Source organism: Flavobacterium sp. PL02, assembly GCF_035013205.1.
In the GTDB taxonomy this organism is placed as follows: domain Bacteria; phylum Bacteroidota; class Bacteroidia; order Flavobacteriales; family Flavobacteriaceae; genus Flavobacterium.
In genome coordinates, this window is the sequence record NZ_JAYGJP010000012.1 from 105,794 (window position 1) to 120,694 (window position 14,901).

Annotated in this window: 14 protein-coding genes; 12 read left to right on the forward strand and 2 right to left on the reverse strand. The window is 32.0% G+C overall.

What is annotated here, in order from left to right; translation table 11 throughout:
* Positions 1–33 precede the first annotated feature (33 nt).
* From ilvN to SHI72_RS22450, 10 genes are all read left to right on the forward strand, one after another.
* Positions 34–558 (forward strand): acetolactate synthase small subunit, encoded by a 525-nt coding sequence (ilvN, locus tag SHI72_RS22405; protein ID WP_039119158.1) that lies wholly within the window; start codon positions 34–36, stop codon positions 556–558.
* A 75-nt stretch (positions 559–633) separates the two neighbouring features.
* Complete coding sequence (ilvC, locus tag SHI72_RS22410; protein WP_039112030.1) at positions 634–2,103, forward strand: ketol-acid reductoisomerase; 1,470 nt, start codon at positions 634–636, stop codon at positions 2,101–2,103.
* Positions 2,104–2,661: 558 nt separating this feature from the next.
* Positions 2,662–4,569, forward strand: a complete 1,908-nt coding sequence (gene acs / locus SHI72_RS22415; protein ID WP_039112031.1) for an acetate--CoA ligase — start codon at positions 2,662–2,664, stop codon at positions 4,567–4,569.
* A 184-nt stretch (positions 4,570–4,753) separates the two neighbouring features.
* Positions 4,754–5,887 carry an NAD(P)/FAD-dependent oxidoreductase gene (locus SHI72_RS22420; protein WP_323491452.1) on the forward strand — a complete coding sequence of 378 codons (1,134 nt, stop codon included), beginning with the start codon at positions 4,754–4,756 and terminating at the stop codon, positions 5,885–5,887.
* Complete coding sequence (locus SHI72_RS22425) at positions 5,887–6,600, forward strand: methyltransferase domain-containing protein (protein ID WP_323491453.1); 714 nt, start codon at positions 5,887–5,889, stop codon at positions 6,598–6,600. Before SHI72_RS22420 ends, SHI72_RS22425 begins: the two co-directional genes overlap by 1 nt.
* A complete protein-coding gene (locus SHI72_RS22430) occupies positions 6,597–7,649 on the forward strand; it encodes a type III polyketide synthase (protein WP_323491454.1) in 1,053 nt (350 codons plus the stop codon). The genes SHI72_RS22425 and SHI72_RS22430 overlap by 4 nt, the downstream gene beginning before the upstream one ends.
* A 12-nt stretch (positions 7,650–7,661) precedes the next feature.
* The gene (locus SHI72_RS22435) at positions 7,662–8,090 is read left to right on the forward strand and encodes a 3-hydroxyacyl-ACP dehydratase FabZ family protein (protein WP_039119154.1); all 429 of its coding nucleotides are present in this window, start codon (positions 7,662–7,664) and stop codon (positions 8,088–8,090) included.
* Positions 8,091–8,317: 227 nt separating this feature from the next.
* Positions 8,318–9,601 (forward strand): beta-ketoacyl-[acyl-carrier-protein] synthase family protein, encoded by a 1,284-nt coding sequence (locus SHI72_RS22440; RefSeq protein WP_323491455.1) that lies wholly within the window; start codon positions 8,318–8,320, stop codon positions 9,599–9,601.
* Positions 9,602–9,616: 15 nt separating this feature from the next.
* Positions 9,617–9,871: an acyl carrier protein gene (locus tag SHI72_RS22445; RefSeq protein ID WP_039119151.1), complete on the forward strand. Its 255-nt coding sequence runs from the start codon at positions 9,617–9,619 to the stop codon at positions 9,869–9,871.
* On the forward strand, positions 9,868–10,356 hold the full coding sequence (locus tag SHI72_RS22450) for a 4'-phosphopantetheinyl transferase superfamily protein (protein WP_323491456.1): 489 nt from the start codon (positions 9,868–9,870) through the stop codon (positions 10,354–10,356). The genes SHI72_RS22445 and SHI72_RS22450 overlap by 4 nt, the downstream gene beginning before the upstream one ends.
* A 181-nt stretch (positions 10,357–10,537) precedes the next feature.
* On the opposite strand, the gene SHI72_RS22455 is transcribed toward SHI72_RS22450, so the two are convergent.
* The gene (locus SHI72_RS22455) at positions 10,538–11,134 is read right to left on the reverse strand and encodes a 3'-5' exonuclease (RefSeq protein WP_323491457.1); all 597 of its coding nucleotides are present in this window, start codon (positions 11,132–11,134) and stop codon (positions 10,538–10,540) included.
* Position 11,135: 1 nt separating this feature from the next.
* On the reverse strand, positions 11,136–13,052 hold the full coding sequence (locus SHI72_RS22460; RefSeq protein ID WP_039112038.1) for a DUF294 nucleotidyltransferase-like domain-containing protein: 1,917 nt from the start codon (positions 13,050–13,052) through the stop codon (positions 11,136–11,138).
* A gap of 261 nt (positions 13,053–13,313) precedes the next feature.
* On the opposite strand from SHI72_RS22460, the gene SHI72_RS22465 reads away from it, so the two are divergent.
* On the forward strand, positions 13,314–14,435 hold the full coding sequence (locus SHI72_RS22465; protein ID WP_323491458.1) for a hypothetical protein: 1,122 nt from the start codon (positions 13,314–13,316) through the stop codon (positions 14,433–14,435).
* Positions 14,432–14,638 (forward strand): hypothetical protein, encoded by a 207-nt coding sequence (locus SHI72_RS22470; RefSeq protein ID WP_323491459.1) that lies wholly within the window; start codon positions 14,432–14,434, stop codon positions 14,636–14,638. Before SHI72_RS22465 ends, SHI72_RS22470 begins: the two co-directional genes overlap by 4 nt.
* The last annotated feature ends 263 nt before the right edge of the window (positions 14,639–14,901 follow it).

Genomic DNA, 14,901 nt, shown 5'->3' on the forward strand with positions numbered 1-14,901 from the left:
AACTTTAAACAAGAAAACTTTAAACAAATAACTATGGAAAATAGAACATTTACCATTTCGGTATACTCAGAAAACAATGTGGGTTTATTAAATAGAATATCAGGAATATTCTTAAAGCGTCACATTAATATATTAAGTCTAAACGTTTCAGAATCAGAAATAGACAATGTTTCAAGATTTATTATCGTTGTAGAAACAACAGAAAAATGGGTTAAGAATATTGTTGGACAAATCGAAAAACAAATCGAGGTAATAAAAGCTTTTTATCACACAGACGAAGAGACAATTTATTTAGAAAATGCATTGTTTAAGATACATTCAAATTTGTTATTTGATGAAAAACAAATTCAGAATATCATCAAAGAAAGCCAATCTACCATCGTAACTGTTTCTCGTGACTTTTTTGTGATTTCAAAATCAGGAAGACGTTCAGAGATTGAAGAAGTACATGCAAAACTGAAACCATACGGAATCATGCAGTTTGTACGTTCAGGAAGAATTTCGGTTTCTAAAGAAAAAATGGAAGTATCAACATTACTAGAAGAACTAAAACTGTAGTCAGTTTTAGTCTGTAATACCAACTAACTTATACAATTATTAAATTACACATTCATTAAATATTTTTTAAAAAAAATGGCAAATTATTTCAACACATTACCACTAAGATTACAATTAGAACAATTAGGCGTTTGCGAATTTATGGAACAATCAGAATTCGCTGATGGGATTGCTGCTTTAAAAGGAAAAAAAGTAGTTATCGTAGGTTGTGGAGCTCAAGGTTTAAACCAAGGTTTAAACATGAGAGATTCAGGACTTGATATTTCTTACGCTTTACGTCCAGATGCAATTGCAGAAAAAAGAGCTTCTTATAAAAACGCTGCCGAAAATGGTTTTAAAGTAGGTACTTATGAAGAATTAATCCCAACAGCAGATTTAGTATGTAACCTTACTCCAGACAAACAACATACAGCTGTAGTTACAGCGATTATGCCATTAATGAAAAATGGTTCTACACTAGCATATTCTCACGGTTTTAATATTGTAGAAGAAGGAATGCAAATTCGTAAAGACATTACTGTAATTATGTGTGCTCCTAAATGTCCAGGTTCTGAGGTTCGTGAAGAATACAAAAGAGGATTTGGTGTACCAACATTAATTGCTGTTCACCCAGAAAATGACCCAAATAATTTAGGTTTAGATCAAGCCAAAGCTTATGCTGTAGCAACTGGTGGACACAAAGCAGGAGTTTTAAAATCTTCATTTGTTGCCGAAGTAAAATCGGATTTAATGGGAGAGCAAACTATTCTTTGCGGAATGTTACAAACTGGATCTATCTTATGTTTTGACAAAATGGTCGAAAAAGGAATCGAGCCAGGTTATGCTTCAAAATTAATCCAATACGGATGGGAAACTATTACAGAAGCCTTGAAACATGGTGGAATCACTAATATGATGGATCGTCTTTCTAATCCTGCAAAAATTGAAGCTTACGAAATTGCAGATGAATTAAAAGATATTATGCGTCCGTTATTCCAAAAACACCAAGACGATATCATGTCTGGAGAATTCTCTAGAAATATGATGATTGACTGGGCTAATGACGATGTTAATTTATTGACTTGGAGAGCTGCAACAGGAGAAACTAACTTTGAAAAAACGGCTCCAACTGAAGCTGCAATTTCTGAGCAAGAATACTTTGATAATGGAGTATTAATGATTGCAATGGTAAAAGCTGGTGTAGAATTAGCTTTTGAAACTATGACAGAAGCGGGTATTATCGAAGAATCTGCTTATTACGAATCATTACACGAATTACCTCTAATTGCAAATACTGTTGCAAGAAAGAAATTATACGAAATGAATAGAATTATATCGGATACTGCCGAGTATGGTTGTTATTTATTTGATCACGCTTGCAAACCGTTATTAACTGATTTCATGAAAACAGTTGATACAAATGTAATCGGAAAACCATTCTCATCTTCAAATGGAGTTGACAATGCAGTACTTATCGCAGTTAATAAAACTATTCGTCTACACCCTATCGAAGAAGTAGGAGCGTGGTTGAGAGAATCGATGACTGCAATGAAAAAAATTGGATAATTAAATTAGGACTTCAACAAATGTTGGAGTTTGCGCTGTATCTCTGTTTTTATATAATATTTTGAATTAGTAAGCACTTATTAAGATAATATGGATATAGATGCATATTACTTTCACTTAACTACAAACGAGGCGATAGTTAAGTGGAGTAATACCTAATAGAAGACATTTTAACCCCTGTCTTTTAGTATTCTATTAATTAATAATGTTGCTGCTATTTTCAAAATCGAGAAGATATTGTAAGATGCAGAAAAATGAAATTAATGCCTTATTTACACATTAATAAATTAGTGAAAACAATTGATTCGAATTTATCTAAATCGCAATTTTCTGGCATTAAAATTAATTGTTGTTGATCTTGTTAAGACTAAAGGCATGATATTGTTTATCATGCCTTTTTTCATGCAAAGTAAATTTACCTATAATCGCAAATTTTTAAATGAATGCAAATAAATTGCTAAATTTTAAATACATAATGCAATTTTTTGTCATAATTAATAAATTAAATAGTTTTAAGAATAGAAAGAGATTTAATACTTTTATAAAAAAATTGGAAACATGAGTTATTACAAAATTGAAAATTTAGAACAATATTTTAAACACTACAATAAATCTGTTCGTGAACCAAGAAAATTTTGGGGAAAAATAGCAGAGGAAAATTTCACATGGTATCAACAATGGGAAAAAGTTGTTGATTTTAATATGGCAGATGCAGAAGTAAAGTGGTTTTCTGAAGCAAAAGTAAATATTACTAAAAACTGTATTGACAGACATTTAAGTAAAAGAGGAGAAAAAACAGCAATAATATTCGAACCAAACGATCCATCAGAAAGTTCATTACATATTACTTATAATGAGTTATACGAGAGAGTTTCGAAAATGGCAAATGTTCTTCGGGAACAAGGAATAAAAAAAGGAGACAGAGTTTGTATTTATTTACCAATGATTCCAGAATTGGCAGTTTCAGTTTTGGCATGTGCCAGAATTGGAGCAATACATTCAGTTGTATTTGCAGGATTTTCGGCATCGGCAGTAACTGCTAGGATAAATGATAGCGAATGTAAAATGGTTATCACTTCTGATGGAGGTTATAGAGGTAACAAAACGATTGATTTAAAAGCAATTGTTGATGAAGCGTTAGAAACTTGTCCATGCGTAACCAAAGTATTGGTTGCAAAAAGAACAAAAACTGAAGTAAAAATGAAAGAAGGGCGTGACCAATGGTTGCAACCGCTTTTAGATGCAGCATTAGACTATAATGTTGCGGAAATTATGGATGCAGAAGATCCGTTATTTATCTTATATACATCTGGTTCTACAGGAAAACCAAAAGGAATGGTTCATACCACAGCCGGATATATGGTTTACACAGCTTATACATTCAAAAATGTTTTCGCTCACGAAGAAAATGATATTTTCTGGTGTACAGCCGATATTGGTTGGATCACAGGTCACTCATATATATTATACGGCCCATTATTAAATGGAGGAACAACTGTAATTTTTGAAGGAGTTCCGTCATACCCAGATTTCAGTCGTTTTTGGGAAATTATAGAAAAACATAAAGTAACTCAGTTTTACACTGCGCCAACAGCAATTCGTTCTTTGGCAAAAGAAAGCTTAGATTATGTTCAAAAATACCCTTTAAAATCACTTAAAGTAATTGGATCAGTAGGAGAGCCTATCAACGAAGAAGCTTGGCACTGGTACAATGACCACGTAGGAGATAAAAGATGTCCAGTTGTAGATACTTGGTGGCAAACAGAAACTGGAGGAATCATGATTTCGCCAATTGCTTTTGTAACGCCTACAAAACCTACATATGCAACATTACCACTTCCTGGAATTCAACCCGTTTTAATGGACGAAAAACGTAATGAAATAGAAGGAAACCAAGTAGTAGGAAGTTTATGTATTAAGTTTCCATGGCCAGGAATCGCCAGAACTATCTGGGGAGATCACCAACGTTATAAAGACACTTATTTCTCTGCGTTTCCAGGTAAATACTTTACAGGAGATGGTGCATTAAGAGACGAAGTAGGATATTACAGAATCACAGGTAGAGTAGATGATGTTGTAATTGTTTCTGGACACAACCTAGGAACGGCTCCAATAGAAGATGCTATTAATGAGCATCCTGCAGTAGCAGAATCTGCAATTGTTGGATTCCCACATGATATAAAAGGAAATGCTTTATACGGTTTCGTAATCTTAAAAGAAACAGGAGAATACAGAGACAGAGCCAATTTAAGTAAAGAGATTAACCAATACATTTCAGATCACATTGGGCCAATTGCTAAGTTAGATAAAATTCAGTTTGTATCTGGTTTACCAAAAACACGTTCAGGAAAAATCATGCGTAGAATTTTACGTAAGATAGCCGAAGGAGATTACTCTAACTTTGGAGATATCTCGACTTTATTGAATCCAGAAATTGTAGAAGAGATTATGAAAGAAAAAATCTAATATCTTTTTCAAAAAAATAAATTTCTAAGCTGTCTCAAATCGAGGCAGCTTTTTTTGTTTTAAAATGGGTTATTATCAATAAATTAGTTAAATTAGCAATAGCATTAATTCGTTAAAATCTAAAACACCTTGTAAAAATTAGATTAACGAACTCATAACTGTTAAAAACGAATAGTATCTACATATGAAAAAAAATGCTGATGTAGTGATTATTGGTGGCGGACTAGCAGGACTTACTTGCGGGATTCATTTATCTAAAATGAAACTACAAGTGATTTTAATTGAAAAAAATGAATTCCCAAAACATAAAGTTTGTGGCGAATACGTTTCTAATGAAATCATGCCCTATCTGAATTGGCTAGATTTGAAAATTCAAGATTTAAACCCTACAACAATTACAGAGCTAGAATTCTCTGCACCCAACGGCAAATTAATTCATTGTACCTTACCATTAGGAGGATTCGGGATTAGTCGGTATGCATTAGATTATCATTTATACCAAAAAGCAATCGAAAATGGATGCGAAATAATTCATGATACTGTCGAAGATATTGATTTTAAAAATGATGTATTCACAGTTTCAACTTCAGATGCTAGAATATTTATTGCTAAAATTGCTATAGGCGCTTTTGGTAAACGTTCTAATTTTGATCAAAAATTACAACGCAATTTTATTCTGAAAAAAGCACCTTGGCTCGCTGTAAAAGGGCATTATGAAGGAAGTTTTCCTAGTGATCTTGTTGGTTTATACAATTTTGAAGGAGGTTATTGTGGCGTTTCAAAAGTTGAGAATGACATCATAAACATGTGCTATTTAGTGAATTTTGAAACTTTTAAAAAATTCAAAAATATCGATGACTTCCAAGCTAATATTATCTATAAAAACGCACATTTAAAGCAGATTTTTACAAATAGCACCCCATTGTTTGAAAAACCATTAACGATAAGTCAGATTTCATTTGAAGAGAAAACGGCAATAGAAAATCACATACTAATGGTTGGTGATAGCGCAGGACTAATTCAGCCATTATGCGGAAACGGGATGGCAATGGCAATACATAGTGCAAAAATTGCATCTGAATTAATTACAGATTTTTTTACTAATACAATTAAATCAAGAAAAGAACTTGAAGAAAAATATACCAAATCATGGAATTACAATTTCAAAAAGAGATTAAGAACTGGGCGTTTTCTAGCTTCTCTTTTGCAAAATAAAACCAAATCTACATTTGTTATGTGGTTATTAATTCAATTTCCTTTTTTGTTACCTCAAATCATAAAAAGAACACATGGCAAACCTATAACTCTAAATTATTAATGGCAATAAAAACCAAATACAGAACCGATGATCCTGAAATTATGGATGATTTCAATTTAGAAGGTGAAATTTTGCAAAATGCTTTGGATAAAATCGCCAGAATAAACCAACTGCTAGGAGGGAACCAATTAACTTTACAAGGAGTCGAAAAATTATTAAAAGGAATTGATAAAAACCAAGCTATAACTATTATAGATATAGGATGTGGAAATGGTGATATGTTAAGAAAATTAGCCGATTATGCATTAAAACACGATTGGGATTTTCAGCTAAGAGGTATTGATGCTAATGCATTTACAATAAGCTATGCTCGAAAATTATCCAAACATTACCCCAATATCAGCTTCCGTTGTGAAGATGTGTTTAGTGAAGCTTTTAATCAATTAAAATATGATATTGCCTTATGTACATTAACCTTACATCATTTTAAAACGGATGAAATTATTAATTTGGCAGCTATTTTTAATGTTAATGCAAAGTATGGCGTTGTTATTAATGATTTGCAAAGAAGCATAATTTCATATCGTTTATTTCAAGCATTATGCTTTATTACCCGATTAAACGGAATGCCTAAGAAAGATGGATTAACATCTATTTTAAGAGGATTTAAAAAAAGTGAATTGGTTGATTTTTCAAAACAATTAAACTTAAAAAAATATACCATTCAGTGGAAATGGGCTTTCCGATACCAATGGATAATTTCAAAAATATGAGTGTAAAAATAACCACAGTTGTTAAGCAATTACCAAAATATTCCAGGACAACAGAAGAAATTATTCCTTTTTTAGATTCATGGCTTATTGGTCAGGATGATCGTTTTATTCGAAAAGTCAAGAAAATTTTTGAAGGAGCGGCAGTAGATAAACGTTATTCTATTATGGATCCAATCGAAGTTTTTACCAATACTTCCTTTGAAGACCGAAACGATATCTATGTTCGTGAAGTTATTGATTTAGGAGAGAAAGTATTAAACAAAGCACTACATAAAGCAAATTGGAAACCAGAAAGTCTTGATTATATCATTACTGTAAGTTGCACCGGAATAATGATTCCGTCCTTGGATGCTTATCTAATAAACAAGCTCAAACTACGCCAAGATATCGTGCGTCTTCCAGTTACCGAAATGGGCTGTGCGGCAGGAATTTCTGGAATTATTTACGCTAAAAACTTTTTAAAAGCTAACCCTGGAAAACGAGCTGCAGTAATTGCAGTAGAAAGTCCTACGGCAACATTTCAGTTAGATGATTTTTCGATGGCAAATATTGTCTCAGCGGCAATTTTTGGAGATGGAGCGGCTTGTACTCTGTTATCATCCCATAAAGACGATAACGGACCAGAGATTCTGGATGAAGAAATGTATCATTTTTATGATAACATACACATGATGGGTTTTAAACTTGTAAACACAGGATTGCAAATGGTGCTAGATATTGAAGTTCCAGAAACTATAGCTTCCCATTTTCCAGATATTATTCATCCTTTTTTAGCCAAGAACAATTTAAAAATAGAAAATATCGACCATTTGATATTTCATCCGGGAGGGAAAAAAATCATACAAACCGTAGAGGAATTATTCTCGGATCTAGGTAAGAACATTGACGATACAAAAGAAGTGTTGCGATTGTACGGAAATATGTCTAGCGCAACTGTTTTGTATGTTTTAGAACAAGTTATAGATAGTCAACCTAAAAAAGGAACTAAAGGTTTAATGTTAAGTTTTGGACCTGGGTTCTCAGCGCAACGCGTTTTATTACAATTTTAAATTAAAGCAGAAATGACGAATCAGGATATAATAGCTAAGTTGCCTTATACTAAACCCTTTCTGTTTGTAGATGAACTTATTTCTATATCCGAAAATGGAGTAGAGGGGAATTATTATTTTGATGAAAATTTAGATTTTTATAAAGGACATTTTATCTCAAATCCCGTTACGCCGGGTGTAATCTTAACGGAAGTTATGGCGCAAATTGGGCTTGTGTGTTTAGGAATATTTTTGTTAAACAAAGAGTTTATAGAAACTACCTCAATTGCTTTAACATCAGTTGAAATTGATTTTTTAAAACCTGTTTATCCAAAAGAAAAAGTTACTGTTATTTCAGAAAAAATATATTTCAGATTTGGAAAATTAAAATGCAAAGTAAGCATGAAAAATGAACAAGGAACAGAAGTTTGTTCCGGGACGATTGCAGGAATGATTGTTTAGCCTGTAGAAAGCTTTGTCTTAAAATGGAACGCTGATGATACGGATTCGCTATAGCGAAAAACACAGATTAAAACGCATTTCCTTTCGTCCCGAAATGTCGGGATCGTCATTATTAAAAAAATCCGTTTTTATCCGCGTCTTTACTTTTTGTAAATCTGTATCATCCGCGTTCCTTTACGGGCATCGGTGTTACTAACAATTAGATTATAAACTTAAAAGTAAGTAAAATGCAAAATAGAGTTGTTATTACAGGTCTTGGAGTTGTTGCCCCAAATGGGGTAGGGCTTGATGCCTTTACAAATGCATTAAAAAAAGGTTTATCAGGAATTAAACATGATTCAGAATTAGAACGATTACAATTTTCTTGTCAGATTTCAGGAAAACCGGAATTATCTCCTGAATTAATTGCGGAGTATTTTACCGAGCTCGAATTACGAAATTTTAATGCCTCAGGGATTTTATATGGTCTAATTGCTGGATTAGACGCTTGGAAAGATGCAGGATTATCAATTGAAGAAAATGAAGAACCTGATTGGGATAGCGGAACAATATTTGGTTCGGGAACATCAGGAATAGAAAAATTTAGAGAAAGCATTTATAAAATTGATGATTTCCAAACCAGAAGATTAGGAAGCACTGTTGTAGCGCAAACAATGAATAGTGGTGTAAGTGCTTATTTAGGTGGTAAACTTGGACTTGGTAATCAAGTAACAACCAACTCATCGGCATGCACAACAGGTACAGAAAGTGTTTTAATGGCGTATGAACGTATAAAGCTAGGTCAGGCAAAACGTATTCTGGCTGGGAGTACTAGCGATTCTGGGCCATATATTTGGGGCGGGTTTGATGCAATGAAGGTATGTACATTCAAACACAATGATTCTCCCGAAAATGGTTCAAGACCAATGAGTGCAAGTGCTTCAGGTTTTGTTCCCGGAAGCGGTGCAGGAGCTTTGGTACTAGAAGATCTGGAAACTGCTTTAAGTAGGGGAGCCCGAATTTATGCGGAAGTTTTAGGCGGAAATGTAAATTCTGGCGGACAACGTGGTAGCGGGAGTATGACTGCGCCAAACTCAGTTGCTGTGCAAAAATGTATTAGTAATGCATTAGAAAACGCTAAAATTTCGGCTTCGGAAATTGATTTAATCAACGGACATTTAACGGCAACTTCTAAAGACGCTTTAGAAATTGAGAATTGGAGTATTGCATTAAACCGAAAAGGAAAAGATTTTCCGTATGTAAATGCATTAAAATCAATTATCGGGCATTGTTTGTCAGCGGCAGGAAGTATAGAACTTGTAGCAGCGGTTTTACAACTACATCAAGGTTTTATTTCTCCAAATACTAATTGCGAGGATTTAAATCCTGAAATCACATCTATTATTGATAAGTTAAGAATCCCAACTCAATTAATTAACTCAGATCTTAATATTATTGCTAAGGCAAGTTTTGGTTTTGGAGATGTTAATGGTTGCGTGATTTTGAAAAAATATAACCAACTTTCAATTTAAAACTAATAATTAAATATGAACAACGACCAATTACTTACCGAATTAAAGAAGATTGTAAAGCCTTATACTAAAAATGATGAAGCTTTTGAAAACTTTACTGAAGAAACAAATTTCATAACCGATTTAAATATTAACTCTGCCAATTTGGTCGATATTGTATTAGATGTCGAAGAAGCATTTGATATTATAATCGATAATGAATCGATGGAAAAAATGGTTAATGCTAAAGCTGCTTTAAGTATTATTCAATCCAAACTTGATGAAAAATGATTGGCAATGACATTGTTGATTTAGAAACTGCTCGGCAAGAAAGTAACTGGAAACGAAAAGGATTTTTGGATAAAATCTTCACTCCAGAAGAGCAATTTCTTATTATGAATTCCGAAAAACCCGAAATAATGGTTTGGAATTTATGGAGCCGAAAGGAAGCTGCTTATAAATTATACAATCGCGAAACGAAAATAAGTGGCTATTTTCCAACCAAACTAATTTGCTTTTACGAAAGTGCAAATTCTGGTACCGTAACTATAAATAACACATTGTATTATACAAAAACAACAATTACAGAAGATTATATTGATACTATAGCAGTTTCTAGAAAGAATCATTTAAATAGAATCTCTGTTTTAGATACTGAAACTAAAATATTTAAAGATGTTGGGATTCCGTACATAATTGATGCTGCATCAAAATCTAGAATACCAGTTTCAGTAAGTCATCACGGACGTTTTATTAAGTCTGTGAGGATTAAGTAAAAAAATAAATGCATTATGAAATAAAGTTTTGAACCATTAAGAGGTTAAGAAAAATTAAGTCAAATCTAAGTGAAGTTTAATCTCTTAATGGTAAAAAAAAACAAAAAAATTCCACAAATTCACACTAATGGGTTTCGTGAAAATTTGTGGAATTCGTGTTAGTTTTAAAATTTCAGAAGTATTATTTTATTCCTAATCTTGATTTTAGTTTCAAGAACAATAAAGCAATTTTATAAGCATCTTCAGAAGATGAATTTCTTTCGCTTTTTGGTATTTTATAAATTTCGCATAATTCATCTAGAGAAAACTGTCTATCGTTGATATCGTGTAGTTTGCGATACATCACATCAACATCTAAAGCTTCATTCTTAAGTCTTCCGCAATCTAATTTTTCTAAGGCAGCATTAATCATTTCAACATCAAAATTAATATGATGTCCAACTAAAATACCGTTCCCAATATATTCTATTAATCCTCTAAGCGCATCAGGTTCAGCTAATTTTTCCATTTTACTTTCTATAATAAACTCATTTGTGAGTCCGTTATCATGAAAGAATTTATATTGTAACAAAACGGCTTCAAAGCTATCCTGAATAACAATGCTATTATTTATTACTGCAAATGAACCAATAGATAAGATTACATCTTTTGATGGGTTTAAGCCAGATGTTTCGGTAGATAAAACAACAAAACGCTCTGATTTAGTTTCAAATTTAGCAAGGTATTCTTTCCAGAAATCAGGATATTCTTTGTTGATATTTTTCAGCCAGTCTAACATATTATGAAAATTGGGTCAGTTGAAATTTACTCTTAATAAGCTCTTCAAGTTCTTTCATTGGAGCTAATGCATTTTTTAATTTTTCTTTATCGCTTTTAGATAATTCTCTTAGATTTATATATTGACCAGAGTCATCATTTTTAAAACCTTCGATTGTTCTAAACTTTGATAACGTTAAAAAAGCTTCAGCACAGCTAAGATAAATATCTGCATTCTTAGAATCTGTAATTGCTAATTGCTTAAATCTTAAATAAGTATTCTTGATTCCTTTTATATTCGAACTTAATATCAATAAACGTGCTCCGTCAATTAATGGCATTAATGCACGAGTTTTAATATCAAACATAAATTTATGTGGTCCATCTTCTTCAACTATAAATTTCTTAAAGAAACTTAAAGGAGAGTTTTTTCTCAAAGCATCATTTCCTAAGAAATCAAAGAATAATGTATTATTGATTGCGTTCTTGAATATCACATTTTCTATTGCTTCTTCAATTTTTGGTTCCCCAAAAACAATCTCATAATCAAAGAAAATACTACTTAAATCGTTGCTATTTTCACCTGGAGTATTCATCCAACTGTTGTATTGTTTTGTCCAGTCTGTCAATGACTTACACCAGAGCATATTACTTGCCATATGTCCGTTAGGGCAATAGTCATATCCAATTTTTTCTAACGTTCCTGTAGTTCTTTTAGCCAGACGTAAAAAGTAATCTTTTACATCACGATATTTATCTGCAGTTACATCTTCAAAGATCAGAATACTATCCTGATCAGTTAACAAAAGCTGTTCTTTTCTTCCTTGACTTCCAATACTTAACCACGCAAATCGAGCAGGAGGTGAGCCCATTTCTAAAATAGAAAGCTCAACTGAGCGTTTAATCAATGCTAGATTGATTTCGTTTGCAATATTACTTATATGTGAAAGCGGAATATTCTTTTGTATGTAATTCTGAATTAAATCAGACAAACGATCTCTAATTTGTTTTAAATCCTTTGGTAATTGCGAACGTTTGATTTCTTTTATCAATACACCAGGATTACTCGCTTGGGCAACAATTAAATCATGCTCGGAGATAACTCCTTTTACCGCAGATTTACTTGTTCCGTCTTTTGTAACACACAAATGACTTACATTATGTTTTAGCATCAATAATTGAGCTTCTGCTAATGAAACATTTTCTATTACAGTTACAACAGGCGAGGACATGATTTTATCTACAGTTTCTTCAATTGAGAATCTACCTGTAGCAATTTTAGAAGATAAATCGGCATCGGTTACAATCCCAATTGGTTTGTGATTCTCGCAAACAACAATATTATCTACCATAGCATCTGTCATACGCAAAGCTGCATCTTTTACAATATCGCTTGCAACAGCTGTTAATGGTGAATTATTATACGTTAATGACTGTATGTATTGTATTTCAGATTGTTGATCTGAATAGAATATATTATCAGAAATATGATTTCCTTTAGCATCAGAATTGTCTTTTGTGTGACGTGTGTTTGTCGCAAAACTCTCTAACAAGAAATTTAAAACATCTGGATTGTTTGCAACAAATGGCCTAAAGACAGCGATTGGTATTGCATACACAATACTTTCTTCTCTGGCTTTTGCAGTCATCATATAGTTATTCTTGGCAAAAAATGGACGTAGCCCAAATATATCACCATCATGGCATTTATTTAGTAAAGTTTCTTCGGCATCTGCAATTACCGATAAATTAATAACGCCAGAAGCAACTACATAAAAACTATCGTGTAAGGCATCGTTAACTTGAAATAATACTGCGTGTTTTTCTAAATTAATAACACGAATATTAGTTGCAATCTCAGATAATTCTTGAAAAGTTAAATTATCGAATGGCGGATATTCTTTCAAGAAATCTGCAATATGCTCAGCAATTGTATTCATAAGATTGATAAATTTTTAGAAAGTATCGTTTGTAAAAATAATAAAATAAACCCTTACAATGAAAGCATAAATAATTTTGAATCTATTTATTTTGCTGTATATTGATTAGCTAAAATAAGCAATAAAAGTATTCAATACCAAACATAGGGATTGATATGATCGTTTTCGGGTTTAAAAACATTCTATTTTACATAATATAAATTATAGGTCAAACTGTAGGTAAGTGATTTAATATCAAGCATTTAAATACAAATTTAAACTATGTTTAACACTGGCTTAATAGATTCGTTAAAAATTCGTGTAAAACTCGATAAAGTTAAAATACTGGATAAGAGATTAATTACGGATTTCATTGCTTATTATCCATCAATCGAACACTTAGACAATGACGGTAACGAACAAACCAAACTTGGTGATGATTACCGTAAGGCTGAACCTTTTACGAAGATTGTAAACGGAATTACATATCGTTTTTATATCAAAGCTTTCATCGATAAAAATAAACTGGCTCATGAATATGTGGTGTTTCAAATTTCTGCAAAAATGTTAAAAGAAAGATACTTTGAAGGAATTACCTCTCAAAATTATCATTTTATTGTCGACGATATTAACTCATTTGGCGTTTTAAAAGTTTCAAGACAAGACTTTTTACAAGGTTTAGTTTCTGATATCGATATATGTATCAATCAACTTATCGATTTAAAAAGTCTAAAAACTGCATTTTCTTTTATTCTTCAAAATCCCAATTCGGGAAAACTTCCGCTGATACATCATATTAATAATTCAAATGCTTTAAAAAATACAGCCAATTTAGGTATGGATTTCAACAAACGTGAAAAGGCTTCTAATTCTGCGCCATATTGCAAAATTTATCATAAAGGATTCGAATTACTTTCTAAATCAATTGTTTTTTACAAAGCATATTTAGAGCCTATGAAAGCTTCGGTAATAGATAATTTGGTTCGCTATGAATTTACAATTAAAGCACATAAGCATAAAGAATATCTAATTAAGCAAGGTTTAAAGGCTGATTTTAAGACTTTTTACGATTTATTACTAGCCAAGCCTAAAGATTTAAAGTTAATCGCTCAAACTGGTTTAAAATGTTACATAGAGAAAAAAGAAAAAAGCAATGTTACAAAAGAGCAGTCACCTACTGATATAATGGTCCAATTCTATATTGAGAATTTAATCTCATTAGGATTTGATAAAGAAAAATTATTGGGTTTTCAATATTCTATCGATTGTCCTGTTGCAAAATCAAGAACTAAAACAAAAGCAAATAAATTGATAGATGATTTACTAAATAGAGATAAAAATTTAAGCAATGAAATACAGCAAAATGAACGCTCAAATATTTTCTTAAAAAATCTAGGAATATGAATAAAGACTATCTAATTGTTTTTACTCCAGTAGATAAAAGCAAATACATCAACAAAAGATTTTTGGTTTCTATGAATCAGTTAAAAAAGTACATCGGTCCCAATAACGCAAATAAAGCGTTTTTAAAGGCTGAAAATTTAAAAACAAACAAACTCACCTTAAAATACAGAACACACGGCAAAATCGAAATTTACCTAAAATAACTACTATATTTATGATGAATATCTTACAAATTATACTAACCCCAGTAAACGCACAAATCCCGACTAATGATAGTCGGGACTCATTTAACAAAAATGTTAATCCGTGATTACAATATTCTTTAACAAATTCTTACAAAAAGCCTATGAAAAATCAATGCGAAGATTGCCATTATTTTAATGGAGACAGACACAAGAATGACCCACGTACTGAACATGCAGGAATATGCTCCAAATGGTGTGAAGTCGTTCCCAAAAAAGACACT

Excerpts from the sequence above, each read along its gene's own strand:
- ilvN (WP_039119158.1), top strand. The coding sequence starts at position 34 with ATGGAAAATAGAACATTTACCATTTCGGTATACTCAGAAAACAATGTG.
- ilvC (WP_039112030.1), top strand. The coding sequence starts at position 634 with ATGGCAAATTATTTCAACACATTACCACTAAGATTACAATTAGAACAA.
- acs (WP_039112031.1), top strand. The coding sequence starts at position 2,662 with ATGAGTTATTACAAAATTGAAAATTTAGAACAATATTTTAAACACTAC.
- SHI72_RS22420 (WP_323491452.1), top strand. The coding sequence starts at position 4,754 with ATGAAAAAAAATGCTGATGTAGTGATTATTGGTGGCGGACTAGCAGGA.
- SHI72_RS22425 (WP_323491453.1), top strand. The coding sequence starts at position 5,887 with ATGGCAATAAAAACCAAATACAGAACCGATGATCCTGAAATTATGGAT.
- SHI72_RS22430 (WP_323491454.1), top strand. The coding sequence starts at position 6,597 with ATGAGTGTAAAAATAACCACAGTTGTTAAGCAATTACCAAAATATTCC.
- SHI72_RS22435 (WP_039119154.1), top strand. The coding sequence starts at position 7,662 with ATGACGAATCAGGATATAATAGCTAAGTTGCCTTATACTAAACCCTTT.
- SHI72_RS22440 (WP_323491455.1), top strand. The coding sequence starts at position 8,318 with ATGCAAAATAGAGTTGTTATTACAGGTCTTGGAGTTGTTGCCCCAAAT.
- SHI72_RS22445 (WP_039119151.1), top strand. The coding sequence starts at position 9,617 with ATGAACAACGACCAATTACTTACCGAATTAAAGAAGATTGTAAAGCCT.
- SHI72_RS22450 (WP_323491456.1), top strand. The coding sequence starts at position 9,868 with ATGATTGGCAATGACATTGTTGATTTAGAAACTGCTCGGCAAGAAAGT.
- SHI72_RS22455 (WP_323491457.1), bottom strand. The coding sequence starts at position 11,134 with ATGTTAGACTGGCTGAAAAATATCAACAAAGAATATCCTGATTTCTGG.
- SHI72_RS22460 (WP_039112038.1), bottom strand. The coding sequence starts at position 13,052 with ATGAATACAATTGCTGAGCATATTGCAGATTTCTTGAAAGAATATCCG.
- SHI72_RS22465 (WP_323491458.1), top strand. The coding sequence starts at position 13,314 with ATGTTTAACACTGGCTTAATAGATTCGTTAAAAATTCGTGTAAAACTC.
- SHI72_RS22470 (WP_323491459.1), top strand. The coding sequence starts at position 14,432 with ATGAATAAAGACTATCTAATTGTTTTTACTCCAGTAGATAAAAGCAAA.